Raw genomic sequence first — 25719 nt, forward strand, 5'->3', positions numbered from 1 at the left:
CTCTTTTTTTAAAAGCTCTCTCGCTTAAGCTGGCTTAATTTTTGGGCATCAGCTAGTAATTGGTCGTTTGTTGTTGTATATTCTAGTGCTAGATATCTTGCTTTGGGAAATTGTAAGATGATAGTCGTTATATCAATCTCCCCTTCAAATAAAGAGGGACTATTTTCTAAACCAAACAATGATTTCTGATAGTTTTTACAGTGAAGATAAGTGGTGAAATCACACATCTTTAAAGTTGCTTGGGAAAGGGATTCCCCAAGAAAGGCCCAGTTTGCTGTATCAAAAACGAAACCTATAGGTAAACCAGCTTGATGCACTAATGACATAAAATGGGAGCAATTAGAGAGGCTTCCTCCTCTAGTATCCTGATTATTTTCTACCAAAATTCTCATATCACTTGATAGCAGTTCTTTTAAAGCTTGTAGAGTTGCTAACGTTAGATTAGTCGCATCACCAATATTCAACTTTAAAAAAGGGGCCCCAAGCATTCTTGCTTCTTGTATTAAGTCATTTAAATTAGGGTTAATCTTATTATTGACTAGTAGATTTTCATTAATGCTATAAAATAGTGCTAAATCTAATTCCTTTGCTTTTTCTTTTAAAGCTTCTAACTCTTGGGGAATGCTTTTTAAAAACTCCCGACGTACCTCAAACCTTTTAAATCCCATTTCGAAAACTTGGTCTAAGAGGTTTTCTTGTAAAAGCCCCGCTTCTAACTGGGCTTTAAATGCAATACTATTAATAATAAGATTTTCTTTTTCAAACATTTACTTTTCTTTCTATTCTTTTTACGATAGTTTCGACAAGTCAGCTAACGATTGCCAAGCAGGAGCCATAGCCTTTAATAATTGCTGATAGATGTCATATTTTCGCTGATAATAATGGCTTTGTTCCGAAGTCGGCTGATAAGAATATTTGACAAATACCATTTCTGCTACAGCTTGCTCCAAAGAAATATTATCCAAGGTCGACCTAGCAATCAGAGCGCCTCCTAAACCACCTACCTCACTAGCTTCTACTGTCTCAATTGGTAGGTTTAGAATATCTGCAAAAATTTGAACCCATGCCTTTGAATGCGTTGCTCCACCAGTCATTCTAATAACCTTAGGGGCCGATCCTTTAGCTGAGATAAGTTGTTCAATGTGTTGTTTATGAGCAAAAGCAATTCCTTCATAAACTGAACGTAACATGTGTGACTTAGTTGTTCGTGTACTTAAACCAAGAAAACATGACTTGGCATCTGTGGAGACATTGCTACCATATAAAAAAGGGAGAAAAATAATATCACTATAGGTTGCGTCCGTGTTTTCCAAAAATATTTCGAGAGTCTCATAGATAGATTCAGCCCCATTTTCTTCGATGTTTTTCATTTCTTCTGACATGAGCATCTTTAAAATAATATCTAAATTACCAGCAGAAGTTGGACTACTAGCTTCAACTAAAAAATCACGGTTTGGAAAATATGAATTCATTTGACCACTACTTTGACTAGCCGCTTGCTTGGAAAAGCATTGATATTCCAAGTTCCAGAAATCAAACTGAACGTGTCTTCTTCTAAAACACCCGAACCAATCGCGCATGCATCAATATCAAATAAGCCTCCTAAGACTGGAGTTCCTTCTATTAATCCTGTTAAATTGGCAACCTCTTTTGTTACTTCGCCTACGATATCCTTACAGTCCACTAATTCTGGCAGAGCTTGGAATATCTCATCAATACCAAAAAAACTCAGGATAGCTTGGTCATAAGTTCCCGTTTGAAAATTTATCCAGTGATTACCTGAAGCATCGCCATATTCTTGATTAACTTTACCCGTTAACTTAAAACGAATAAAATCCTTTGCCGACATAACCCAGCCAATCTGATCATAAATCGTAGGTTCATACTCTTTCAGCCATCTTAATAAAACCGGACTTTGAACACCTACAACATGTTGTTTTGTCATCCCCCAAAGCTCATTAATATTAGCTTCAAAATTAGCTGCTAAATCTTTGGCGCGCTCATCCGTTGATAAAATTCCGTGGCAAAAAGTCGCCTTGTCTTTATTTAACAAGTAAAGTCCTTTACCATGACCAATAGGCACTACTGCTGCAATGTCTGAGCTCTTAATAGCTGCTTTTGTAATAACTTTTTTGATTGAATCACAGATGGCCTGCCACATGGTTTCCAAATCAATTTCGCGAAATCCAGGTTTATTTTCTATTCTTAAAGTTGGAAAAGAAGACACCAGAATCTCTCTTCCCTTATTATCAAATAAAATTGCCTTTGTGCTGGTTCCACCATAATCAATACTCAAAAAATAGCGCATCGCTTATCCTTTCTTATAAAAATGAGTAAGCCCCTAAACTATCAACTGACTCTCCCTAATGATTACTTACTTAGATATTCTATTCATCAATAGTTGAGAACTAATACCAAAACACCTCTAATGTTCATAGGATTCCCAATGACAAAATGAGTTTGAAACACTTTATTGTTCCAAACTCCTAATATCTCTTAATACAGACCTAGGTCTTTTGTGACAGGATCTATAGCTTGCTGGTTAGCTTCAATAGCAGACCGCTTGAAGTAAACCCGTTCTGCATTATTATAGAGAACATCTTCCAATTCTTCTTGTGAAAAAATATCAACCTCTTCTAACCAAGTTGCCAGTTCTTCATAGGTGTTAAATGTCGCTGACCAAGGAGAATCTGTTCCCCAAATAATACGCTTTGCCCCCAGAACCTCTTTAGCAATACGGACATTTTGCTCAGATTTAGGAAAAGGAAATTGGTCCGGACTATCAATATCTTGAATAGCTGAAATATCAGTATAGACATTATCTAAGTCCTTCCACATGCTAAGTTCTGCACGCAGACGATTTGGTGTGTCGGCATGAGGGAATGACAAGTGACAAACGACAAAATCAAGGCCTGAATATAGGCGAGCCAGATTAGCAATGGCATCAGGTTGGTGGCTGATTTGATCCCAATTGCCATAATCAACAGTCACCACAAAACCAGGATAATTTAGGAGATAAGTTAAAATGCGACTAACATGAGGATCTGTATCTAAACGAAATGGTGTTTTTTGTCCACGGTAACCGTGAATACCTCCACCTTGGCTGATTTCAAATTTAATGGCACGAAAACCCAGTGTTTCAACGTGACGTTGAACAATCTGCATAGCATTTTCAGCAAAAGGATCTACAGAAAAAGCTCCTGTAAAGCGTTCCGGATATTTTTTAATAGCAAGGTGGGTATAATAATTTTGGTAACCATTGAGATGTCCTTGTAAGATGACTGCTTTCTCAACATCATTAGCATCCATAAATTTCAAGAAAGCTTCTGCTGTGAACGATTGATCACCGTAGCCATTTGGAATTAATTTAATCAGATCTCCATCATCCCAAATAGCATAGCCATCGCCGATAGCATTTAGACGTCCTTTGCCATTAAAACCAGCAATAGTATTAACAATATGTGCATGTCCATCAATTTTTTTCATTTATACTTCCTCCATTACAACTAGTCTTCTGCGATAAAGATTTTTTCATTAGAGCCTTCAAATCCACTGTTTTTATCTGACATTACTTTTAGATAACGATAGATAGCTTCTCTTCTTGTTCGTAAGAGAACTAAGAAAGCTAAGTAAACGACAATTGTTAATCCTATATAAATTGGATTACCAGAAATCCAAGCAAACAGAACTACTGCTGTTAACGGGTGAGCAAGAAGATTAAAACTCATAATCAAAGTAACTCCCGCAGGAAGAGCAGTTCCAAATTGTTTAACGGCATCGGTATAAATCGGACCAAGTGCACTAGCAGCGTAGAGACCTAGGCTAAACCATATAACCCCATTTAGAATAGCTTTTAAAATATTCCCTCTAGTAACTGCTATCATAGCCTCTATCATAAAAGGAATAGCAATTAAGTCAACTACTGGTAACGCCTTATTCCCCGGTAATATAAGAGAGATGACGACCATAATTGGCACCAATACCAAACCAGCAATGATGGTCGCCGGTTCACCAAAACCTACTCCATCATCAACGGCAATAAACCAACGTTTTTTATCAGAAAGACTTGAACTTTCTTCATTTTCTTTCTTCTTGTTACGCTCAACAGCTTCAGCAAGGGGAGCAAAAGCTTGAGCAAATACTCCTGTAATTAATGGGAAAATGGTCATAACTGCAGCCAAAGCCACGGCAAAGGAGAAGATTCCTCCCCAAGTTTCTATAGAGGTAAGTTTTTTAATACTGCCTAAAATACTAATGATTAAGCCTAAGATAAATCCTAGAGTCATTGGCTAACCAAAGATACCAAGTTTTGTTTTCAAAGATTCTGGATTTAATTTTACCTTATTAATGCCTAATAAATTCCATAAGGGATCAAGTATTAAAGCCGGAATAAGGGTTTCAATATTGTGAATAGAATTAATCGTAGCGTTTTTAACCCCGTAATACTCTGACCAACGGTCTGCTAAAACTTCTGACATCACTAACGAATAAAGTAGAACAAAAACCATGAAAGCAAAAGAAAGGACAAAATTTCCTGTCGCTACGTAGGCCATTGTCCCCCAAATCATGTAACCAAAATTATTCCATAAATTTGAAGGTACAAATACTCGGGTAATACCTGTCAAGAATAAAACAAGCTCAATCAAAAGGCCAAAGACAAAGAAAGACAAACCAATCTCTGAAGAGAAGGCAGTCAAAGATCCAGCCTGCCAGCCAATATCAACAATAGGAAGGTTAAGTCCAGTTGTTTCAACCATTTGCTGGATATATTTAGTTACCATTGGAGCAAAAGCTGAAATTATCCAACCAAATCCCGTTAAACCAACTCCTGCACGCAGAGCACAGAAGAAAGCTCGCTTAGGATTAACTTTTAGAAAAAGACTAACAATAAAAATCATTGCAGGTACAACCGTTGCTGCACCAAAGACTTCGAAAAATTTGTGTAGAGCTTCTAACATAGAGTCACCTTTTTATTTTTTATTAAGCGCTTACATTTCCTTTAGAAATGAACGCCATTTCTAAACCTGTAAGGCCTGAACTATTTTATGCGTTGACAACATTGACAGCTTTTCCATCAAAAAAAGATAGGATATTCGCAGCGGCCTCTTCAGCTAGGGTAATGCGGCCTTCAATCGTTCCTGTTCCAGCATGCGGGCTCATGATAACATTGTCAAGCTGACGCAGTTCTTCAGATACCTCTGGTTCAAATTCAAAAACATCGAGACCTGCACCCGCAATTTGACCTTCTTTAAGTGCCCAAATCAAATCTTCCTCAGCAACAATCGGACCACGAGCAGCATTAATTAAATAACTACGATTCTTCATTTGCCTGTAAACATTTTTATCAAACTTATGCTGAGTTGATGGTAATAATGGCGCATGAATTGTGATCACATCAGCTTCGCTAACAAGCTGATCAAACCCTAGATAAGTAACCCCCAACTCTTTTTCACGTTCTACTGGCAAACGATAGACATCATTATAAACAATATTCATACCTAGAGCCTTTGCAAATTGTGCCACTGTTGATCCGATGCGCCCCATGCCATAAATCCCCAAAGTTGCACCATTGAGAGTCATCCCCTGGTAGCGACGTTCACTTGGATCAATCCATTTTCCTTCTCTCACAACTTTATCGTAAAAAGCTAAACGCTTAGTTGCTGCCATCATTAAAGTAATGGTCATTTCAGCAGTTGGCAGGCGTACTGCTTGAGGGGAATTGGAAACTGTAATTCCTTTTTCTTTTGCATAAGCAATATCCACATGGTCAAAGCCAACAGCATTTAAAGAAATAATCTGTAAGTTTTTTCCTGCGTCAATCATCTCTTTATCAGCTTGTTGCCCCATCAATAGCCAAGCATCGTAATCTTTCAGGTGCTCAAGCACATACTCCCTTGAAAACGGCGTGCCTTTTGAATAGGTTACCTCAAACTGATCCATGAGCTTTGTTAGTCCTTCTTGAGGGACTATCCCTGTAACAAGCACTTTCTTTTTCGTCATAAAATCCTCCTTAATATCTATAATATATGGTTACAACCTTAAAAACATAATTCATAAAGGGCCACCTGATGGCTACCATTATTAGCAGAAAACAGATAAGACTTCTCATCTTTATCAAAAGCTAAGCAATTACTTGATGCAACCCCAGCTTCCACTAAACATGATTTAAAGTGACCGTCTAGGTAATTAAAAACACGAAGCTCTGCTTCTTCTGAGCGCCAGCCAAAAACAAAAGAAGCAATACCCGATATGGTTCCACTCCAAATTGCGTGACCAAATGGAGTTAGATTTGGGTAATGGTATAATTCGTGATTGAAGTCCTCCGAGAGTACTCTCAAATGATCACCATGAAAACCTTGAATCACTACATTCTCGATATGACCGTCATTGTCAATATCTCCTTGTACAATGTCACTGGTTTCCTGACCATATAAAATATCTAAACGCCAATCACCAGTATCTGAAAAATCTGGATAAGTCAGCTTAACAACCCCTTCTACAGCCGTAATCAAAGAATAACCTTCTGAGTGCGCTCTATAGTAACCATGATTCTTTAACAGACACAAAGGTAATTCTTTAAGTTGCTCTAGAGTTAATGACTTACTATCAAACTTACCCACAAAAAGTCGCCCCTTATCCGACCAATCCTCGACAAAAGCTTTCGAATTAGCAATAGTTGCACCAATAAATAGCAGTTCTCCTCTCTGATTTTCAACTAAATCAAATCTGTGAAGATAAGGAAAATCTGCAATCTTTTGGATATCCCAAGTGCTTCCATTAAAAAAACCATAGACAATTTGACATTCCTTAGCATTAAAACCTGGGTAAAACTTCTGTGTCGCCAAAAAATTCATTGTTCCAGGAACTTGTACAATAGACATCGTTCCACCGATATCCTGCCACACTACTTGCTTATCAAGGCCTCGATTTAGATCATAAGCAAAACAAGCAGCATCAACTTCCGAAGCAACTAACAGAAAATCAGCAGTTCCTTTCTGAAGTCGGCAAACAGCATAAGCAGCTGGTAAATCATCTGTTAATAATTTTTTAACCTGCATGAAACCTCCTTAGCAAGCACAACATTTGTGAGTTAAACGATTAACCAAATTCATAAAAAAATAGAAGCGAAGACCTGAACTGCAACGGTTACACACAAAATCTTTTTCTTTTGTGTTAAACGGTTAACCAAAGACACCCCTATTATAACACTAGACAAACAATAAAGCAAGCGTTTACAAGATTTTTTTAAAATTTAGTGAGTTCAGAAAACCTGGACTCACTATCATTTCTAAAAAGAGTGACGAATAATGATTTCGTTAACCACTTCCAACAGTTTTGGGCTAGCAACTGAAGATCTGGTCCCTCTCAATTTTGTTATCAAATGATCCGCAGCCAAACAACCAATACCATAAGAATCTTGTTTGATACAAGACACCGATGGTGTCAGCAATTGCATCCATTCCAAATCTTCATAGGTTCCCAGGCCAAAATCGTTAGGATAATGATATGGGGACTGATTAACAATTTTCATAAAACTCAAGAGAGTAGGTCCATTCATCATTAAGAAGGCTGGCTTAGAAGACGAGTTCTTTATAATATTCAAAATATACTCATCACTGCCTTCCTTACCTAAAATGATTAAATGATCTTGACTAGCTGTAACCATTTCTTTAAAGCCTTTATACCGCAGTTCTCGTGTCGAAATTCCCTCAATAGGGAAGCTGACAAAATAAATATCCTGATAACCTGCGGTAATCATCTCTTGTAAAAACTGCTTTGTAGAGGCTTCATTGTCTGAAACAATTGTATCAAATTGAAGCTGATTAGCTTGCCTATCAACCATGACAAGAGTTTGAGGATCAAAAGCACTGACAAAGGGATTATTAGGATCTACGGAATCAAGAATAATACCTGACACATCTTGTTGTTTCAAATGATGCAAGTTCTCCAGCTCAATCTGAAGGTTATTATCTGAGTTGGTAAAGTTAACCGTATAACCATATTGCTGACATGTATCGTGAATCCCTTTCATCACCGAAGAGATAAAGGGATTGGTAATATCAGCAATAACCACCCCTATAGTCTGTGTATCACGTGTGACTAAACTCTGAGCAATTTTACTTGGTTGGTAGCCCGTAACGTCAATCGCCTGCTTAATTTTTTCTTTCGTAGCTAGAGACATCTTTTTATAGTTCCCATTAAGGTAATAAGAAACGGTAGCTTTTGACACTCCAACTAACTTAGCAATATCGTTAATAGTTACCTTTTCAAACATGTCTAACTCCTAATCATCCTATCGTTCATTACGCATATTATATCATGATTGAAGCAATTATCAAGTAACGACAACAGATGACGACTACGCTTAAAAACCTTATCTGCCCAATGTAACAATAAAAAGGTAAGTCAGTACGACTTACCTAAGGATAGTTAGCGAAGTATTATGTTATTGTTTCACCCCTTCTTCAGAGTTAAGACAACCTCAGTGCTCATCACCTTTTTGACCATAGTAAGCATTAGGGCCGTGTTTACGCAAATAATGCTTGTCCATGATGTATTTTGGCGCTGCTTCCACATGTGGATTAATCTGTTCGGTGAAACGATTCATTTTAGCAACTTCTTCTAAAACAACGGAATGATAAACTGCTTGTTCAGGAGTTTTTCCCCAAGTAAATGGACCGTGATTGCGCACCACAATCCCTGGTACAGCCATCGGGTCAAGTTCACGTTTACTAAATTCTTCTAGAATTACAGTACCCGTTTCTTTTTCATAAGCACCATTGACTTCTTCTAATGTTAAAGAGCGAGCGCAGGGAATCGGACCATAAAAGTAGTCTGCATGAGTCGTTCCATAAAAGGGAATATCACGACCTGCCTGAGCCCAACCAACTGCTTCTGTAGAATGGGTATGGACAATACCACCAACCTCAGGCCACGCTTTATAAAGTTGTACATGCGTTGGTAAGTCTGATGAGGGATTTAAGTCCCCCTCAATAACATTTCCCTCAAGGTCGGTGACGACCATGTTTTCTGGTGTCAATAGGTCATAATCCACACCAGAGGGTTTAATGACAATACAGCCTAGGTCACGACAGACTTCTGAGACATTACCCCAAGTAAACTTGACAAGTCCATGTTCTGGTAGCGACTTGTTAGCTGCACACACACGTTCTCGCATTTCTTGTAAATTTTTCATCCTGTTACCTCAATCCCGCTTTTTCAATGAGTGGGTAAAGGAAGGCTTGGGCATCTTTGATAGCAGCCACTGTCTCCTCAACCGTCTCACAATTTTCTGACCACATTTCAATCAAGAAAGGCCCCTTGTAATTAGTCTTCTTGATAACAGCAAACATCTCTTCCCAATCAACACACCCTTGACCAAAGGGAACATCACGAAATTGCCCTTTACAAGTTTCTGTAACAGCATAGGTATCTTTTAGATGGAGAGCAGCAATAGATTTATGACCATTGTAAAATTCACTCCACAGATCATTATGCCAAGCAGAAACATTTCCTGTATCTGGGTAAACAAAGAGGTAAGGTGAGTCTATTTCCTTTTCAACTGCCAAATATTTTTCAATAGAGTTGATAAAAGGATCATCCATAATTTCAATGGATAACATGACTTGCGCTTCTTCTGCCCAGTCACAAGCCTTTCTTAAGTTTTTGATAAAACGAGCACGGGTTGCAGGTGATTTTTCTTCGTAATAAACGTCATAACCAGCTAATTGAATGGTTCGAACACCCAAGTCCTGAGCCAATTCAATACATTGTTTCATCAGATTAAGTGATTTAGCTTCAATAGTAGGATCGTTTGAGCCCAATGGATAACGTCTATGTCCAGAGAAACAAATTGTTGGGATCCGAATCCCAGTTTCATAAATAGCCTTAACGATATCTAGACGCTCTTTCTTGCTCCACTCCAGACGAGCAAGGCGAGCATCTGATTCGTCCACAGACATTTCCACAAAGTCGAAACCTAAATCTTTTGCAAATTCTAAGCGTTCCCGCCAAGAAAAATGTTTTGGCGTAGCTTTTTCATAAATACCAATAGGACGCGCCATCTGGTTACCCCCAAATACGTTTGATTTCGTCTTTGAATGCACGCGCCGCTGCAGCAGGATCTTCTGACTCAGTTATACCACGACCTGCGATAAATGTAAAGACATCAACCCCTTCAAAGAGCTTCAAGGTACTCACATCTAGTCCTCCAGTTACTGATACTCGGAAGCCCATTTCAATCAATTTTTTCACCTTGTTAAGGTCTTTTTCACCCCAAGTTTCACCAGCTAAAAGAGCATCGCGTGATTGGTGATAGATAGCTTGGGAAATCCCTGCGTCCAACCACAACTGTGCTTGTTCAAAGGTCCAGTCTCCATACAATTCAATTTGTATCTCACCTTTATCGCCACGAATTTCTTTAATGGCCTTAAGGGCTGCCTCCATAGTTGGAATAGTAGCACAACAAATACAAGTCATCCAGTCTGCTCCACGAAGAGCATTGTTTTTAGCGACCGTACCGCCTGCATCAGCACACTTGGTATCAGCAACGATTGTTTTCTCAGGAAAAAGACTCCGGAGAACTTCCACTAACTCACTACCTACTTGAAGCAAACAAACCGTTCCCGCTTCAATAACATCAACTTCATGACCAACTGAAACAGCGGCCTTAATAGCTCCTTGCAAATCAGAATGATCAAGAGCAACTTGTAAATTTGGGGTATGTTTTGACACTATCTATTCCTCTTTCTAAATGTTCGATATTTTTGATATGACTGTCAGCCTTAAGATTCCAAATCCAAACCTTCAAGGTAGGGACTGTTTTTTGATTCTTCTACTAAAGCCAAAACATCTTCAGAAGATTGACAGGCTAGAAGACGATCAATTGAATTTTCCATATCAAATAGTGCAATGATTTGAGGGATTGCTACTGTTGTGTGGATATCAGAGCTAGTCGCTGCTAAAGCCAACAGAACCTGAACCTCTTTACCATCCGGGAAAACAACTGGACTCGTTAATGTAATTAATGAGAAAGCATCTCTTTGCACACCTGCTTCGGGTCTTGCGTGTGGCATGGCCATCCCTGGCATCAAAATATAATAGGGACCGTATTCTTCTGTTGAATCAATAATTGCCTGATAATATTCTTCTAAAACAGCACCACTTTCAATCAAAGGTTCCACTGAAAGTTCAACAGCTTCTTGCCAGCTTTCTGCTGACAGGCCTAGTCGAATAGAATTGTTCTCGATAAAAGCTTGTTTTAAGTTCATGTCATATCCTTTCTTTACTGTCAGTCAAAAAGCTTCTTTTTAACCAATAATTTATCAAAAGCTTACAATACGTGACTAAGCTTCTCTTTAATCTCTTGGTCATCCATTAAATTATCAAGACCAACCAGATGCCCTTTAGTCCGGCCATCTAATTCATGAATTAAGTGATTAGAAGCAACTACAATGTCGTAACCTGCTGCTAAACTTTTTACTTCACCGACCGAACAAGACGCAGATTGAATATCCGTTACACCAAGTTGACGTAAAGCATTTTCAACTTTCATTTTGATAACCATAGATGATCCCATACCATTTCCACATGCTGTTAAAATTTTAACCATAATCTTTTTCCTTTTTCTTTCATTTTGATATATCGCAGAGCTATTTAGTTATTAGTTCTTACGATTGGAGTTTATTTTTAAATAGTGCAAGCTAATAAGCTTTGCTGACTATTGCTTAATAGAATAGCAACAAGTCTTATCTGTTATAAGTATCTTTTTTTCGCTTAGCCATACTAAGGCAAATCAAGCAAAGGACAAATACCTTTTATTTTGGTTGTGCTTCCCCTCGGTAGTAAGCTTCTTTGTCCTTAGCTTTCGCAAATTGTAATTGTGGAATAGCTAAGAAGAAGAGACACACGACGATATAACCAAGGATGCCCAAATATTTGAAGATATAACCAAAAGCTAACCAAGGGAACTCGAAATCGATATTTCCGTGGTAACCACCAGCCAAATCAAGTAAGCCAACTGCAATGGCACCTAAAGCCACCTGAATCACACCAGAAATAAAGGATAAGGCAACTGCTGCTTTCCAACCACCGCGTTTATCTGCGAAAACGGCAATAGCCGCGTTATCAAAGAAGACCGGTACAAAACCTGTGATGATTAGAATTGGATTTTTAAAGACAACTAATAATGTAATGGTTATCAATTGGCCAATGAGACCAAAGGCAAATCCTGAAAGAACTGCATTTGATGACCCAAAACCATAAGAAGCTGCAACGTCAACAGCAGGGAATGATCCTGGCAAGAGTTTGTTAGAAATACCTTGGAAGGCATTAGTTAACTCAGAAACAAACATCCGCACCCCTTGCATCAAGATAAAAAGATAAACTGAGAAAGTAAGTGATGTCTGTAGAATGTACATGAAGAAGGCTTGCTTAGCAGGTACAAAGGCTCCAGGTCCAATTAACTTAACATTAGACATGATGTCTGGACCAAGTACCGCTAGAATCCCACCGAAGAAGACTAACATTAAAGTAGCTGAAGCAACAACAGTATCATGGAAAATACTTAGAAAAGTTGGTAACTTCAAATTATCAAGGTTTTCTTCTTTTTTACCAAAGAAGGGAGCCACTTTATCCACGAACCAAATCGCAAATTGTTGTTGGTGGCCAATAGCAAAACCTCCACCGCCAGTCAAGCGTTGAGTAGCTTCAACCGTCATATTAGAGCTTACTGCCCAATAAAGTCCACAAATAATACCTACTGCCCATGCTCCAAAAGCATTTTGAAATTGCGGGATTAAAAGAAGGACAAAAACAGAAATAGTTGCTGCTTGTTGGACCATAATGTGACCCGTAATAAAAAGAGTACGGATCTTAGTCACTTTACGAAGAGCTACCAATAAAATGTTAACCCCAAACCCAATCAGCAAGGCAGTAGTGGCAACGCTAATGAACCCCATACCTTCTAACTTGGCATTTGCTGCTGCCAAACCAAAATAAGGGTCAATAACTGCCGCTTTCAATTCAAATTTCTTAGCTAAAGCCACTAAAATCGGTCTAAATGTAGTAACAAGACCACCCGCACCAACGTTCAAAATTAAATAGCCGACTGTTGCTTTAATAAAACCGGCAAAAACTTCATGCGGAGGTTTATTGAGTAGCATGTACCCAATCAGTACCAAAAGACCTACAAAAAAAGCTGGATTCTGCAAAATATTTTGCGAGAACCAATTTAGGGGAGCTAGGAACAATTCCATGACGACTACCTCTTTTCAAAGTTATTAAGTATTTTTATATCTTTATTATAAAAATTGAAAGCGTTTTAAAAAAGACCAAGTATCACACAGCCTTGTGTTCAAAAATGGACCAGAGTCTTAATCATCAAAAAAGTATCTCCCTAAAATCAAGGAGATACTTTGTTTATTCTATTGTTCATAAAAGGAATAACTAGCTTATTTCACGACAATATTAACCAATTTATTAGGCACAACTATGACCTTCAGCACTTCTTTACCTGCAATTTCAACTTGAACTTTTTCGTTAGCCAAAGCGATAGCTTCTAATTGAGCTTTTGGTAAATCTTTGGCTACTAAAAGCTTCGCTTTAACTTTGCCTTTGATTTGTACAACAATTTCAACTTCATTCTCGATGAGCTTACTCTCATCCCAAATCGGCCAAGCGACATGGGTTACTGATTCTTCTATGCCAGTTACTTTCTGCCATAATTCTTCCCCTAAGTGAGGTGCAAATGGAGCAATTAATTGGATAAAGCCTTTGGCATAGTCAATAAAGAGGTTTTCTTCTTTATTAGCTGCATTAATGAAAATCATCAATTGAGCGATAGCTGTATTAAATTTCATGGCTTCAATTTGTTCAGTAACAGCTTTAACCGTTTCGTGATAAACCTTGTCCAAAGCTCCATTATTCTCAGCAATTATAGCTTTAGTCGTAATGAGTCGGTAAACACGATCCAAGAACTTACGACTTCCCTCAAGACCTTCCTCAGACCAAGCGATAGAAGCATCAAGGGGACCCATGAACATTTCATAAACACGCAGAGTATCCGCACCGTACTCTTCTACCACATCATCAGGATTAACAACATTCTTAAGAGACTTCGACATTTTAGCTGGTGCTTGTTCTAATTCTTCGCCAGTTTCCATGTGGAAATAAGAACCATCACGTTTTTCAACCTTATCTGTTGCTACAAGTGCCCCGCGGTGATCACGATAGCTTGTTCCCAAAATCATTCCTTGGTTAAAGAGCTTTTGGAATGGTTCCTTAGTCGGTACAATCCCTAAATCGTAGAGGACTTTATGCCAGAACCGTGCATAGAGCAAGTGAAGAACGGCATGTTCTGCACCACCCACGTAAATATCAACTGGCAACCATTGTTTTAATAATTCGGGGTCTGCCAAAGCCTGATCATTATGAGGGTCAATATAACGTAAATAATACCAACTAGACCCGGCCCATTGTGGCATCGTATTAGTTTCGCGACGACCTTTAACACCATCTTCACGAACCACTTCTAACCAATCCGTAAGATTGGCCAAAGGCGACTCACCAGTGCCTGAAGGACGAATATCACCCGTTACAGGAAGAATCAACGGTAGTTGATCTTCTGGCACAGCTGTTGAAGTTCCATCCTCCCAATGTATAATCGGAATTGGTTCCCCCCAATAGCGTTGACGAGAAAAGAGCCAATCACGTAAGCGATAAGTCACTTTCTCATTGCCAACTTGCTGTTCTTCCAACCAAGCAACCATTTTAGCGATGGCATCTTCTTTGTTGAGACCGTTTAGGAAGTCAGAATTAATATGAAGTCCATCTTCTGTGTAGGCTGCTTCCTCAACATTACCCCCTTCTAAAACAGGAATAATGTCAAGATCAAATTGCTTCGCAAATTCCCAATCACGTTCATCATGAGCAGGCACTGCCATAATAGCACCTGTTCCATAGCTTGCTAAAACATAGTCAGCAATCCAAATCGGCATTGCTTGTCCATTTACTGGGTTAATGGCATAGCTACCAGTCCAAACACCCGTTTTTTCTTTGGCTAAGTCTGTACGCGCTAAATCTGATTTAAGGCTTGCCTGACGTTTATATTCAGCCACCGCTTCAGCTTGTTCTGTACTCGTAATAGCATCAACAAGCGCATGCTCTGGAGCCAGGACTGCATAGGTAGCCCCAAACAAGGTGTCAGGACGAGTGGTGAAAACAGTGAAACTTTCGCTAGAATCCTTAACTGCAAATGTGACATTAGCCCCTACTGATTTGCCAATCCAATTCCTTTGCATGTCTTTGATGGACTCTGGCCAATCTACTTCTTCAAGGTCTTCGAGAAGTCGTTCCGCATAGGCTGTGATTTTAAGCATCCACTGACGCATTGGTTTACGGACAACTGGATAACCACCACGTTCTGAAGTTCCATCAGGCAGTACTTCCTCATTAGCAATTGCCGTTCCAAGCTCTTCAACCCAGTTGACAGGTACTTCGGCTTCATAAGCCAAGCCTTTTTCATAGAGTTTCGTAAAAATCCATTGTGTCCACTTATAATAGTTGGGATCTGTTGTATTAATTTCTCGGTCCCAGTCATAGGAGAAACCCAGAGCATTAATTTGGCGCTTGAAATTGGCAATGTTTTCTGCTGTAAATTCAGCTGGATCATTTCCAGTGTCCATAGCATATTGTTCAGCCGGTAATCCAAAAGCGTCCCATCCCATTGGATGAAGAACATTATAGCCTTGAGCGCGTTTAAAACGGCTTAAAATATCAGTAGCTGTATAGCCCTCAGGGTGACCAACATGTAAGCCCGCACCAGAAGGGTAAGGAAACATATCTAAAGCATAAAATTTAGGTTTTGAAGCATCCGTTCCCGTTTTAAAGGTATGATTTTTAGCCCAGTAAGCCTGCCATTTAGGATCTATTTCTTTGTGATTATAAAATGTCATATGGAATCTCCCGTGTCAAAAGTCTAGTTCTTCCTATTATAGCATGAAATCAATGGTTAATAAATGGGGAATCACAAGCAATAGCTCTTTTTTCGCTTATAAGTGTTATAACTAGCAATGACCAAAAAAAGACGGGAATCCCCATCTTTTCAATAATCTAAATCATTATTGTTTTTTACGTTTTGTACCGTATGCTACCATACCTGAAGCCGCTATAACAGACATAGCAATTGCTGTTAAGATTGGGCTGTTATCTTCACCAGTTACAGGTAAAGTTGTTGTGTAATGAGATGCTTTATCTGATCGTGGCATTGCTTGTGGTGCCGCACTTTCCGCAATTCTCTTTGTTTCTTGTGGACGAGCTGTTTCTTGAGCTACCTCATTTTGTTTTGCTTTTTCTTGTTCTTTTTCGTTATCAACTGTTTCGGTTTTATCTTTTGTAAGTGATTCAACCATTTCTTCTGTATGTGGCTCAGTTGTTTCTCCTGAGTTTTCTGTATCTGAATTAGTTGACTCTACTTCTGTTTCTGGGTTTTCTGGTTGAACACTTTCACTTTCCGAATTCTCATCTTCCGTATTTTCAACCTTTCCTTCTTCCTCATTTTCAAGAATTTCAGGATGTTCTTCGGCTACTTCACGTTTAAGTTCTTCTTCTAACTTATCTTTGTGGACTTCTTTTAACCCTGGTAGAGTTTGTTCCATAAACTCTTTCAAGCCCTCCACTGTTTTTGCAGAGCCTGCTATTTTTTTAATTAAACTACTAGCTCCTAATGCTTCTAACTCCTCTAAAGCGTCCTTTTTAGCAGTTTCTAATTGGGTCTTTTTATCTTCTTTTTTATCTTTTTCCTTAGTTGTTACTCCCTCAGAAGGCACTTCAGGTTTCTCTTTCATTTCCGCCACTACTGGTGATGGCTCACTTACTTCATTCGCTGATACAACGCTTCCCCCTGCTAAGACAGCCACAGAAACAGCTGCCAAACCGTAGGCAGATTTTCTGAGGTAGTATTTCATACGCTTATTTTCTTTCATTTCAACTCCTTTTTTCTTATTTAAAATTAATTTTTATTAACCTTTTATAAATTCAAGGTTAATAATATTATAACTTTATATTTTAATTAAATCAAGATTGGTTTATTGTGTTTGTTTGTTAATTAGATTACAAAAAGATGTCAATTCCAAACAAAAAAGCACTAGACTAAACATCTAGCACTTGATTTTCCTAATCATTATCACATAACATTATTGCAACTCTGCAATCTGATACAGCTCAACTTCGGCAATGGTTTCAGAACCAAACATATTAAGCGTTAATTTAACCTTATTGTTCTCGATCTCAACAACTCGACCCTCTTGTCCCATAAAGGCCCCATCAATGATTTGAACAACATCTCCTTCTTTTATATTAGTGTCAAAGACATCAATCGTTTGTCCCATCGAAAGCAGGATTGAACGAATCTCTTCTTCAAGTAATGGGGTCGGTTTTGAACGGTTCCCGTGAGAACCAACAAATCCTGTAACATTTGGCGTATTACGAACAACAAACCAAGCTTCATCCGTCATAACCATTTCTACTAAAACGTATCCAGGGAAGCGATTTTCTTCAACTTCTTTGGTTTGACCATTTTTTTCAATATTTACTGTTTGTGTAGGAATCTCAACACGTAAAATATTGTCTAACATATTGTAGGTTTGAGCACGCTGCAAGAGGTTTTCTTTCACTTTATTTTCATAACCAGAATAAGTTTGAAGCACAAACCAACCTTTATCAAATGAGTCTAACATATATTTTCCTTTCATCAGAAAAAAGCCTAAGACGGCTTTTGGAATGATTTCGTTACCCTCATTATAATCCAAGTCCTTAGCCCTGTCAATGATTTCCTGAATGCAAGCAAAAAAAGCCGAACCGTGTCGGCCTTGTTTTAGTTAAAATAGGTAATTATTGATAAGATACCTTTAGATAATAGGTGGTCAAAAATGAAAATAATAATAGTAAAGAATGCAGTGTATTCAAGTACTGCAATAAAATCTTTCCAACGTTGTTTTCTATTTGGCCAGGTTGTATCTTTCAATAATGTAAAAATACCACTGATAAATCCCATCAGACTCTCCTAACGTGTTTCTTTATGTAACGTATACTTTTTACAATGCTTGCAAAATTTATTTACTTCTAGTCGTGTCGCTTTAGGCGTGCTACTAACCCCAATTGAATAGTTTCGGCTTCCACATTCGACACAGGCTAGGCTTGCTTTTTTCTGTGCCATAGCGCCCTCCGTAGAGATATTCTAACACGAATTATGCAATTGCGCAAGCTATCTAAAATAGTCAATAATCCCATTCCAGATACTTTTGGCTTTCTCTTTTAAGCCGTAGTTATTGACTGCATCCGAAATTGATTTCGAAGCATCTTCAGCTGATTTTCTAAGATTATCGATAATATCATGAGATCCTTGAGCAGTTTCAGTACTTGTTTCATTTATTCCATAGACCGCCGAAATACCATTGGCAGCATAGGCGTTATCCACTTTAAACTGGCTACCTTTAGTGTAAGGTAAAATATAAGAGGCTTGTGTACTAAAGATTGCTGAAGCTGTTCCGGCACTGGAATCCGATAAATAATGGTGCTCGTCTGTCTTATTAAAACCTAGCCACTGACTAATAACAACGTCTGGGGTATAACCAATAACCCATTGGTCACCTGATAAATCTGGGTTAAAATCTGTTTCTGTTGTTCCTGTCTTACCAGCTAATGTATAACCATAAACATTAGCATTGACAGCAGAGCCATTTGAAAACGTTCCTAACATCATACTAGTCATCTTATCAGCAACAGATTGACTAATGACACGTTTGGACTGATCAGAATGCTCTTTGACAACTTTTCCACTTGCGGTTTCAATCTTAGTAATAAAGTGAGCTTTGTGCATCACCCCATTATTAGCAAATGCCGAATAAGCCTGAGCCATTTCAAGTGGATTCGTCGTAACGCTCCCACCTAAAGCAATTCCTAATTCTTTACTAGAAGAAGGCATATCTAAGCCAAATTTTTTACCATAAGCAATGGCTTTATCAACCCCCAAATCCTTAACCGTTGCAACAGCTGGAATATTATAAGAATTAGCTAAGGCCTGATACATCGGCACATCTTCCGATTCATAATTTCCATAGTTATGAGGTTTGTAGTCACCAAAATCACGAACTGTGTTTGGTAAGAGCTTATCAATAGACCAACCAGAAGCTATGGCTGGAGCGTAGACAATCAACGGTTTGATGGAAGAAGCCGGGCTACGTTTTGCCTGTGTAGCATAGTTGAAACTACGAAACTCTTGCTTCCCATCAGCATTAACCCTTCCTACAAGTCCACGAACACCGCCAGTTTTAGGGTCTAGCGCAACACTAGCACCTTGAGCACTTGTCCCATCGTAAGCAGAAACAGGAAAAAGACTAGCAGTATTGAAAGTCGTTTGCATCCCTGTTTGGTAATTCTGATCTAATTCAGTGTAAATCTTATAGCCATTATTAACCAAGTCTTTTTCCGAAATACCATAAGTAGAGATAGCTTCATTAATGACTGCATCGAAATAGGATGGGTATTTATAATCATCTGATTTACCAACGTAAGTGTCTGCTAAACGATTACCAATACCAATAGACTTAGACTCTTGGGCCTGTTGTTTGGTAATCTTACCAGCATCAACCATGACAGATAAAACGGTATCTCGCCGATTGGTCGCATTCTTAATAGAATAAAGAGGATTATAAATTTCTGGACCCTTTAGCATTCCCGCCAAAGTGGCCGCCTCATCTAGGGTCAAATTGGCTGCGCTTGTTCCAAAGTACTTTCGACTGGCGTCTTCGACACCCCAAATTCCATTTCCAAAGTAAGAATTATTGAGGTACATGGTTAAAATTTCTTTTTTGCTGTACTTTTTGGTTAATTCTAAAGCTAAGAAAAATTCACGCGCTTTACGCTTAATCGTTTGATCTTGAGATAGATAAGCATTCTTTGCTAATTGTTGCGTAATTGTTGAGCCACCACCAAAATGTCCCGCAGTGGCAACTGCCAGTAGGAAACGGCTAAGATTAATACCGTTATTTTCATAAAAGGTGCGGTCCTCAGTTGCAATAACAGCATTCTCAAGATTGTCAGAAATAGCATCCAACTCTACATAGGTTCCTTTTTGACCTGATAAACTTCCAGCATACTCTGCTTTATTGTCATAAATAACAGTTGTTGCCTTTAATGCATTCTGTAAATCTGAAACCTTGGCCGTCTTGGATAAGTAAAAAAGATATGATCCTATCGCTAAAACGAGCGTCCCAATAACAATCAAGAAAATTTTTCCAATATGATACCGACGCCAAAAACGCCTGATTGGATTCCGAGGAGAAGGTAAGATAGCTTCTAACTTCTGCTTCCAAGCAGGCTCTTGTTTTTGTGGGTTCTCTGAGGACTCCCTCCGCCGATGAAAAGACGCTTTTGCTAGTTCTTCTTGGCTAGCTGTCTGGGATTCTTTAGTCAAACCCTCAGACATTTTGGAGGTTTCTCGTTCTTTTCGTTTTTCCGCATATTTTTTGGGTAAAAACTTCTTTTCAAGTAATTCTAAAAATGTCATAGTGTCATTATACCACTATGAGTAATCAAGTTCTAGTTTGAACCTATTTGAACAGGTTTGGAATAGGCAATCCCATCAACTTGAAAGAGCAACCCGTCAGGTCCTCCATCTTGAGCAAACTCTGTTTGAATAGATTTACGAGCTGGGTATTTGCCATTAAAACGTTCTTTTATCACTTTTTCTAAAATTGGAAGGTTCCAAACATCACGAAAAAGACAATCCATTTTAACAACTGCTTCTAAACTTAAACCAACCAATCCGAGACGTCGTTCCATTTCATCGAAAGCACCATTAATTTGGTCTTCAATTGGTTGACCGACATTTCCAGTGCAAAAATTCAAAAAATAAAAATCACCTGCCTCCACAAGTCCTGTGTGAGCAGATTCTTCATTTACATCGTAACGTCTAATACTTTTCATTAGGTATCCTTTTTTTTACTAATCAGTTTTTACTTATTATACCAATTTATTAAGGAAATCCTATATCAAAAAAATTAAAAATACTTCTTTTTATCCTAAAAGGCAAAGACCGCCGTTAACCCAACTTTAAAGGTAGGTACATGGTTTTCAGTCATCCAAAACAAAGAAACATGGTATAATGGTACTATAACTTATAGTAAACATTTAGAAAGAATATGGTAACATTTATGAAAAGATTTGAGGCCTTTAAAGAAACTTTATCTGCTGATAGTTTAAAAGCTATTTACGAAGAAACAAAGATGGAAGTCGCAAATGATGAACGCGAGGGTACCGAAGCTTTCTCCGCTGCTTTAGCAACCCAAATGGCTGTAAACCTTATTGAGAAGTATCACGATTGGCTCAATGAAAATCCAAACAAATAGTCTCGGGGGTTTTAGAGTCACTTTCACCAACCCTTACTCACAAATGACTGTAAAAGAATTATTAGAAACTAAATTATTAATCCCTCGAAAAATCCGCCATTTTTTAAGAACAAAGAAGCATCTCTTGGTTAACCAGCAAGTGGTGACTTGGCAGGATTTGGTTACAAAAGGTGATGAGATCAGTTTAAGTTTTGATCCGGATGATTATCCTCAAAAAAAGATTCCTTTTGGCAACCCCCACTTAGTGGAGTGCCTTTATCAAGATTCTCACCTTATTGTGGTTAATAAACCCGAAGGAATGAAGACACACGGAAACGAACCTAATGAGTTAGCACTTCTCAACCATGTCTCCGCTTTTGTAGGTCAAACCTGCTACATTATTCATCGTTTAGATATGGAAACAAGTGGAGCTATTATCTTTGCCAAGAACCCATTTATTCTTCCCATTATGAATCGCTTACTTGAGAATCGTGAAATTGGCAGGAACTACTGGGCTTTGATTGATGGGGTAATTGAGAATAAGGATACAGTCCTACAGTTTCCTATCGGGCGCCATCGCCATGACCGAAGAAAAAGACTAGTTGATTTAAAGCATGGTCAAAAAGCCATAACACATGTAAAACGGTTAAAAACGTATAGGCATCAGTTCAGTTTAGTTGATTGCTCCTTAAAGACCGGTCGAACGCACCAGATTCGAGTCCACTTGTCATATATCGGCCACCCTATTGTCGGTGATCCTTTATATCAGCAGCAAACTGTCTCACAGCGCCTCATGTTACATGCCCATCAACTCTATTTCAAACACCCACTAACACTTGAATTAATTGTGGTTAAGGCCAAGTCAGAAACCTTTGAAAAAGGACTCCCTTAGGAGTCCTTTTATTGACGTGTTAGCGTTAAACCAGGAGCTGATTTACTGTAATCAAACTCTTTATCCAAACCGGTTTGCCATATAATTGATGTTAAACGATCACCATCAAGATGGAAACCATATTCGTATTTTATGTTCATACCACCAATACCTCCTCCGATAATCACAACTTCACCAGTTCCAGAGGAGAAGCTTAAGCGATAGTCACCAGGAGATTTTTCTTCTACCTTGCTGATCTTAGCACTTAATGTTTCTTCTTTTCTTTTAGGATCTTTATAGGTGGTTTTACGCGTTATAGTACCATCCTCATCAATAATCACGGTATAAGTAACATCATCCTTAGTACCTTTCCAAGTACCAGCCATACCTTCAGGTAAAGGCGACGGCGCCTTTACCTGATTTTTCTCACTAACTACCGTAATATTTTTATCACCAGCTTCACTAACGAGATACTTATCCCCTGATTTTTTCAAGGTCATTTTACCTGTGATATCTTGAATAATATGGCCTGAGGAACCTTTCGTAGGGTCTGTATCCTTGTTATAGGTATAATCATAATTCGCAATAAAATCAATTAGATATGCCTCTTTGCCAACTTGAGTCAAACCACTTAAAACGACATTTGGAATAGCAAAACTAGAAGCCTTACGCTTGTCTGTTTCAAGCTTAGCTTTAACACTTTCTTTCAATCCCTTATAAAAGCTATTGTTAGCACCATTTTCAAAAACATCATTCAGTTTTGTTGAGTCTTGACGAGTACTTGTATAGATCATTAATTGATCAAAGGCTGATAGTAAATATTGTCCAGCTTTATCTTTAGCTAGTAAATTATCCACATCTAATGAGATACTTGAATCTTCTCGAATATCATCCAGCCCAACTTTTTTAGAGAGTAGTTCTCCATCCGGAAAAGTCTTTTTTACATAAGCTTGCGCTGAATGGGTTACCGGGTAATCTTTAACATCGTAAATGCCATCTTTCAAGCTACCAATCCGACTGTCGTCAAAATATAAATCGCCATCAACTAAATTACTGCTAACGGTAAAATTCTTAAACGTTACCGATAAATCTAAAATTTGATTTGTCCCATCATATTTTTTACTAATAACAACTTTTCTTCCCTTATAGTTGCCATTGATACTAGCTTTATAATCGGCAATCGGCAATCGTTTTAGTTCTGTCGAAAAGTGGTCAGAGTCAGAATGTGCTACCATTTTCTGGTTTAATAAAATATCTTCATTAGGAAGATTCGTTTTTATTGTCAAAGACATTGGCTTCATAGCGATATAATAGGCAGGGAAAATACCGAAATGGCGCCCTTTGGCCTTAAGATATATAGAATCAGATGCATCTGCCTCACTTAGCTTCTTTTTGATCTGGTTGATTTCTGACTTCTTCAGACGAGTAAAATGGGCAAAGTTTGCCTCGTCATTGGTAATCTTTTCATTGGTATCTGACCAAATTAGATACTCTTTAATATTTTCAAATACAGAACCTGTTGAGAGACTCCTTGCTTTCGTGTAACGATTAATGACATTAGCTTTTGAATAATAGAAACTACCAAAAGCAATAACACCTAAAAATAGCAAACCTAGGAAGCTAAAGCTGATTTTAATCCATTTCCTTTTAAAAAATTGTTTCATATTGGTATCCCTTTCACTGCGAACTAATCTTTATTATACCAAATTTATAAGTATTCTCCTAAAAAATCCAAAATATTAAAAACAACATACCTGTTAAACTTTTAGAAAGTTTATAAAGTCCTCCAATATCGATAAATGATTGAATTTATTTTTTTTGTAGTATATAATGTTATTGGAAGCGCACACATTTTCGGAGGATTATTATGAACGCAAAAAAATTTACTCTCACAGCAGCAACATTTTTAGCTGCTTTTGGTTGTTATTCATCTGTTGATGCTTGTACAGGTTTCATCATTGGTAAAGATTTAACAACAGACGGATCAACTCTTTACGGACGAACAGAGGATTTAGAGCCAAACCATAACAAGACATTTATTGTTAGAGATGCAAAAGATCACAAAAAAGGAGAGATGTGGAAGGACAAAGCTAATGGATTTGAATATCCCCTACCAGGTCATTCCTTTAAGTATACAGCTGTCCCTGATGTTACTCCAGAACAAGGAGTCTTTGATGAAGCTGGTTTTAACGAACATGGTGTTTCTATATCTGCCACAGTCTCTGCTTCTGCAAATGCAAAGATCTTAAAAAAAGATCCTTATGTTAAAAATGGTTTAGCAGAGTCTTCAATGGCTTCCGTCATTCTCCCAAGCGTAAAAACAGCTAAAGAAGGCGTCCAACTCATCGCAAAAATCGTTAAAGAAAAGGGAGCTGCTGAAGGTAATATCATTACTATTGCTGATAAGGATGGCGTTTGGTATATGGAAATTCTATCAGGGCACCAATATGTAGCCATTAAATTTCCAAACGATAAATTTGCTGTCTTTCCAAATACTTTCTACTTAGGCCATGTCAACTTCGATGATAAAGAAAACACTATTGCATCTGCTGATGTTAAAAAGATTGCAAAGGAAGCTGGATCCTATAAAGAAGTGGACGGACAGTTCCATATTGCACGATCCTACAATCCCAAAATGGATGATGCCAACCGATCTCGCTCGTACTCAGGTATTAAATCTCTAGACCCTGATTCTAAGGTCACTTATAAAGATGATAATTTTGAATTATTACAAAGTACTACTAAAAAATTCACCTTAGAAGATGCTATCAAATTACAACGTAATCGCTTTGAAGGCCTAGACTTAAAACCTCTGGATCAAATGGAGCTAGATGGTAAAGGAAAGCCTAAATCAAAAGAAGCAATAAAAGGTTACGCCTATCCTATTTCCAATCCAAATGTGATGGAAGCACATATTTTCCAACTTAAACATGACATTCCTGCTGAAATGGGAGGTGGTGTTATGTGGCTATCTATTGGAAGTCCAAGAAACGCTCCATATTTACCTTATCTAGGTAACATCAGCCAAACTTACAAAGCATATCATGAAAACAGTACTAAATATAACAAAGACTCTTGGTATTGGACTGTATCACATATTAACGATATGGTTGCCGCTAATCCTAAAAAATTTGGCACTGAAGTTATTGACGAGATGAAAAAGCTCGAAAAAAACTGGATGGCCGAGCAAGAAACAACAAATCAAGAAGTTTCTAAATTAATCTCAAGCGACCCTAAAGCTGCTCAAGAAAAAGCTAACCGAGACTCTATGAATCGCGCCGAAAAAACCTTTAAACGTCTTAAAGAAATTGAATCTAAGCTAGAAAAAGAAAGTCCTAAAAGTAGAGATAAAAAAGTAAAAAATAAGTAGACTTTGACTACCTTTAAGCTTTATTTAAGTTAAGATGTTTAATCTATGGGCATCCTAACCCTTTTTTCATAAGTTTAATAGCGCCCCTGATT

22 protein-coding genes and 2 pseudogenes are annotated in these 25719 nt (G+C 38.1%); 3 read left to right on the plus strand and 21 right to left on the minus strand.

All coding sequences use genetic code 11. The features are described from left to right. Positions 1–8: 8 nt before the first annotated feature. The 20 genes and pseudogenes from FGK96_RS09845 to FGK96_RS09940 form a co-directional block, all read right to left on the minus strand. A complete protein-coding gene (locus FGK96_RS09845) occupies positions 9–767 on the minus strand; it encodes a sugar phosphate isomerase/epimerase family protein (protein WP_138083371.1) in 759 nt (252 codons plus the stop codon). Between the two features lie 21 nt (positions 768–788). Beyond that, a pseudogene (locus FGK96_RS09850) lies at positions 789–2308 on the minus strand (FGGY-family carbohydrate kinase). Between the two features lie 188 nt (positions 2309–2496). After that, positions 2497–3486 carry an amidohydrolase family protein gene (locus tag FGK96_RS09855; protein WP_138083372.1) on the minus strand — a complete coding sequence of 330 codons (990 nt, stop codon included), beginning with the start codon at positions 3484–3486 and terminating at the stop codon, positions 2497–2499. 20 nt (positions 3487–3506) lie between these two features. Further along, a pseudogene (locus tag FGK96_RS09860) lies at positions 3507–4958 on the minus strand (PTS galactitol transporter subunit IIC). 85 nt (positions 4959–5043) lie between these two features. Further along, complete coding sequence (locus FGK96_RS09865) at positions 5044–6000, minus strand: NAD(P)-dependent oxidoreductase (RefSeq protein WP_138083373.1); 957 nt, start codon at positions 5998–6000, stop codon at positions 5044–5046. Between the two features lie 38 nt (positions 6001–6038). Next, complete coding sequence (locus FGK96_RS09870) at positions 6039–7058, minus strand: hypothetical protein (RefSeq protein WP_138083374.1); 1020 nt, start codon at positions 7056–7058, stop codon at positions 6039–6041. Positions 7059–7288: 230 nt separating this feature from the next. Next, positions 7289–8275, minus strand: a complete 987-nt coding sequence (locus FGK96_RS09875; RefSeq protein WP_138083375.1) for a LacI family DNA-binding transcriptional regulator — start codon at positions 8273–8275, stop codon at positions 7289–7291. A 207-nt stretch (positions 8276–8482) separates the two neighbouring features. Beyond that, on the minus strand, positions 8483–9196 hold the full coding sequence (locus FGK96_RS09880) for an L-ribulose-5-phosphate 4-epimerase (RefSeq protein WP_138083376.1): 714 nt from the start codon (positions 9194–9196) through the stop codon (positions 8483–8485). A 4-nt stretch (positions 9197–9200) separates the two neighbouring features. Next, positions 9201–10064, minus strand: a complete 864-nt coding sequence (locus FGK96_RS09885; RefSeq protein ID WP_138083377.1) for an L-ribulose-5-phosphate 3-epimerase — start codon at positions 10062–10064, stop codon at positions 9201–9203. 4 nt (positions 10065–10068) lie between these two features. Next, positions 10069–10734, minus strand: a complete 666-nt coding sequence (locus FGK96_RS09890) for a 3-keto-L-gulonate-6-phosphate decarboxylase UlaD (RefSeq protein WP_138083378.1) — start codon at positions 10732–10734, stop codon at positions 10069–10071. A gap of 50 nt (positions 10735–10784) precedes the next feature. Beyond that, the gene (locus FGK96_RS09895) at positions 10785–11270 is read right to left on the minus strand and encodes a PTS sugar transporter subunit IIA (RefSeq protein ID WP_138083379.1); all 486 of its coding nucleotides are present in this window, start codon (positions 11268–11270) and stop codon (positions 10785–10787) included. Positions 11271–11332: 62 nt separating this feature from the next. Next, the gene (locus FGK96_RS09900) at positions 11333–11611 is read right to left on the minus strand and encodes a PTS sugar transporter subunit IIB (RefSeq protein WP_138083380.1); all 279 of its coding nucleotides are present in this window, start codon (positions 11609–11611) and stop codon (positions 11333–11335) included. Between the two features lie 205 nt (positions 11612–11816). Further along, positions 11817–13256: a PTS sugar transporter subunit IIC gene (locus FGK96_RS09905; RefSeq protein WP_003082939.1), complete on the minus strand. Its 1440-nt coding sequence runs from the start codon at positions 13254–13256 to the stop codon at positions 11817–11819. Between the two features lie 195 nt (positions 13257–13451). Continuing rightward, the gene (gene leuS, locus FGK96_RS09910; protein ID WP_138083381.1) at positions 13452–15953 is read right to left on the minus strand and encodes a leucine--tRNA ligase; all 2502 of its coding nucleotides are present in this window, start codon (positions 15951–15953) and stop codon (positions 13452–13454) included. A gap of 165 nt (positions 15954–16118) precedes the next feature. After that, the gene (locus tag FGK96_RS09915; protein ID WP_138083382.1) at positions 16119–16982 is read right to left on the minus strand and encodes an LPXTG cell wall anchor domain-containing protein; all 864 of its coding nucleotides are present in this window, start codon (positions 16980–16982) and stop codon (positions 16119–16121) included. 210 nt (positions 16983–17192) lie between these two features. Continuing rightward, positions 17193–17735, minus strand: coding sequence for a transcription termination/antitermination protein NusG (nusG, locus tag FGK96_RS09920; protein WP_037598996.1), 543 nt, complete (start codon positions 17733–17735; stop codon positions 17193–17195). Positions 17736–17872: 137 nt separating this feature from the next. Continuing rightward, positions 17873–18052, minus strand: coding sequence for a preprotein translocase subunit SecE (gene secE, locus FGK96_RS09925; RefSeq protein ID WP_003085088.1), 180 nt, complete (start codon positions 18050–18052; stop codon positions 17873–17875). A gap of 9 nt (positions 18053–18061) precedes the next feature. Then, on the minus strand, positions 18062–18214 hold the full coding sequence (gene rpmG, locus FGK96_RS09930; protein WP_077322630.1) for a 50S ribosomal protein L33: 153 nt from the start codon (positions 18212–18214) through the stop codon (positions 18062–18064). Positions 18215–18262: 48 nt separating this feature from the next. Then, positions 18263–20566: a penicillin-binding protein PBP2A gene (gene pbp2a / locus FGK96_RS09935; protein ID WP_138083383.1), complete on the minus strand. Its 2304-nt coding sequence runs from the start codon at positions 20564–20566 to the stop codon at positions 18263–18265. Between the two features lie 32 nt (positions 20567–20598). Then, positions 20599–20985: a RidA family protein gene (locus FGK96_RS09940; protein ID WP_138083384.1), complete on the minus strand. Its 387-nt coding sequence runs from the start codon at positions 20983–20985 to the stop codon at positions 20599–20601. 227 nt (positions 20986–21212) lie between these two features. On the opposite strand from FGK96_RS09940, the gene FGK96_RS09945 reads away from it, so the two are divergent. Continuing rightward, positions 21213–21407 (plus strand): hypothetical protein, encoded by a 195-nt coding sequence (locus FGK96_RS09945; RefSeq protein WP_138083385.1) that lies wholly within the window; start codon positions 21213–21215, stop codon positions 21405–21407. Next, complete coding sequence (locus tag FGK96_RS09950) at positions 21388–22278, plus strand: RluA family pseudouridine synthase (protein WP_138083386.1); 891 nt, start codon at positions 21388–21390, stop codon at positions 22276–22278. The genes FGK96_RS09945 and FGK96_RS09950 overlap by 20 nt, the downstream gene beginning before the upstream one ends. An 8-nt stretch (positions 22279–22286) precedes the next feature. On the opposite strand, the gene FGK96_RS09955 is transcribed toward FGK96_RS09950, so the two are convergent. After that, on the minus strand, positions 22287–23921 hold the full coding sequence (locus FGK96_RS09955) for a zinc ribbon domain-containing protein (RefSeq protein WP_138083387.1): 1635 nt from the start codon (positions 23919–23921) through the stop codon (positions 22287–22289). 203 nt (positions 23922–24124) lie between these two features. Here FGK96_RS09955 and FGK96_RS09960 point away from each other — a divergent pair, with 203 nt between their 5' ends. Next, positions 24125–25627, plus strand: a complete 1503-nt coding sequence (locus FGK96_RS09960) for a C69 family dipeptidase (protein WP_138083388.1) — start codon at positions 24125–24127, stop codon at positions 25625–25627. The last annotated feature ends 92 nt before the right edge of the window (positions 25628–25719 follow it).

The sequence above is a fragment of the Streptococcus porcinus genome (genome assembly GCF_901542335.1).
GTDB lineage: Bacteria > Bacillota > Bacilli > Lactobacillales > Streptococcaceae > Streptococcus > Streptococcus porcinus_A.

Excerpts from the sequence above, each read along its gene's own strand:
- FGK96_RS09845 (WP_138083371.1), bottom strand. The coding sequence starts at position 767 with ATGTTTGAAAAAGAAAATCTTATTATTAATAGTATTGCATTTAAAGCC.
- FGK96_RS09855 (WP_138083372.1), bottom strand. The coding sequence starts at position 3,486 with ATGAAAAAAATTGATGGACATGCACATATTGTTAATACTATTGCTGGT.
- FGK96_RS09865 (WP_138083373.1), bottom strand. The coding sequence starts at position 6,000 with ATGACGAAAAAGAAAGTGCTTGTTACAGGGATAGTCCCTCAAGAAGGA.
- FGK96_RS09870 (WP_138083374.1), bottom strand. The coding sequence starts at position 7,058 with ATGCAGGTTAAAAAATTATTAACAGATGATTTACCAGCTGCTTATGCT.
- FGK96_RS09875 (WP_138083375.1), bottom strand. The coding sequence starts at position 8,275 with ATGTTTGAAAAGGTAACTATTAACGATATTGCTAAGTTAGTTGGAGTG.
- FGK96_RS09880 (WP_138083376.1), bottom strand. The coding sequence starts at position 9,196 with ATGAAAAATTTACAAGAAATGCGAGAACGTGTGTGTGCAGCTAACAAG.
- FGK96_RS09885 (WP_138083377.1), bottom strand. The coding sequence starts at position 10,064 with ATGGCGCGTCCTATTGGTATTTATGAAAAAGCTACGCCAAAACATTTT.
- FGK96_RS09895 (WP_138083379.1), bottom strand. The coding sequence starts at position 11,270 with ATGAACTTAAAACAAGCTTTTATCGAGAACAATTCTATTCGACTAGGC.
- FGK96_RS09900 (WP_138083380.1), bottom strand. The coding sequence starts at position 11,611 with ATGGTTAAAATTTTAACAGCATGTGGAAATGGTATGGGATCATCTATG.
- FGK96_RS09905 (WP_003082939.1), bottom strand. The coding sequence starts at position 13,256 with ATGGAATTGTTCCTAGCTCCCCTAAATTGGTTCTCGCAAAATATTTTG.
- leuS (WP_138083381.1), bottom strand. The coding sequence starts at position 15,953 with ATGACATTTTATAATCACAAAGAAATAGATCCTAAATGGCAGGCTTAC.
- FGK96_RS09915 (WP_138083382.1), bottom strand. The coding sequence starts at position 16,982 with ATGAAAGAAAATAAGCGTATGAAATACTACCTCAGAAAATCTGCCTAC.
- nusG (WP_037598996.1), bottom strand. The coding sequence starts at position 17,735 with ATGTTAGACTCATTTGATAAAGGTTGGTTTGTGCTTCAAACTTATTCT.
- secE (WP_003085088.1), bottom strand. The coding sequence starts at position 18,052 with ATGGGATTTATCAGTGGTATTTTTACATTATTGAAAGATACAACCTGG.
- rpmG (WP_077322630.1), bottom strand. The coding sequence starts at position 18,214 with ATGGCACAGAAAAAAGCAAGCCTAGCCTGTGTCGAATGTGGAAGCCGA.
- pbp2a (WP_138083383.1), bottom strand. The coding sequence starts at position 20,566 with ATGACATTTTTAGAATTACTTGAAAAGAAGTTTTTACCCAAAAAATAT.
- FGK96_RS09940 (WP_138083384.1), bottom strand. The coding sequence starts at position 20,985 with ATGAAAAGTATTAGACGTTACGATGTAAATGAAGAATCTGCTCACACA.
- FGK96_RS09945 (WP_138083385.1), top strand. The coding sequence starts at position 21,213 with ATGAAAAGATTTGAGGCCTTTAAAGAAACTTTATCTGCTGATAGTTTA.
- FGK96_RS09950 (WP_138083386.1), top strand. The coding sequence starts at position 21,388 with ATGAAAATCCAAACAAATAGTCTCGGGGGTTTTAGAGTCACTTTCACC.
- FGK96_RS09955 (WP_138083387.1), bottom strand. The coding sequence starts at position 23,921 with ATGAAACAATTTTTTAAAAGGAAATGGATTAAAATCAGCTTTAGCTTC.
- FGK96_RS09960 (WP_138083388.1), top strand. The coding sequence starts at position 24,125 with ATGAACGCAAAAAAATTTACTCTCACAGCAGCAACATTTTTAGCTGCT.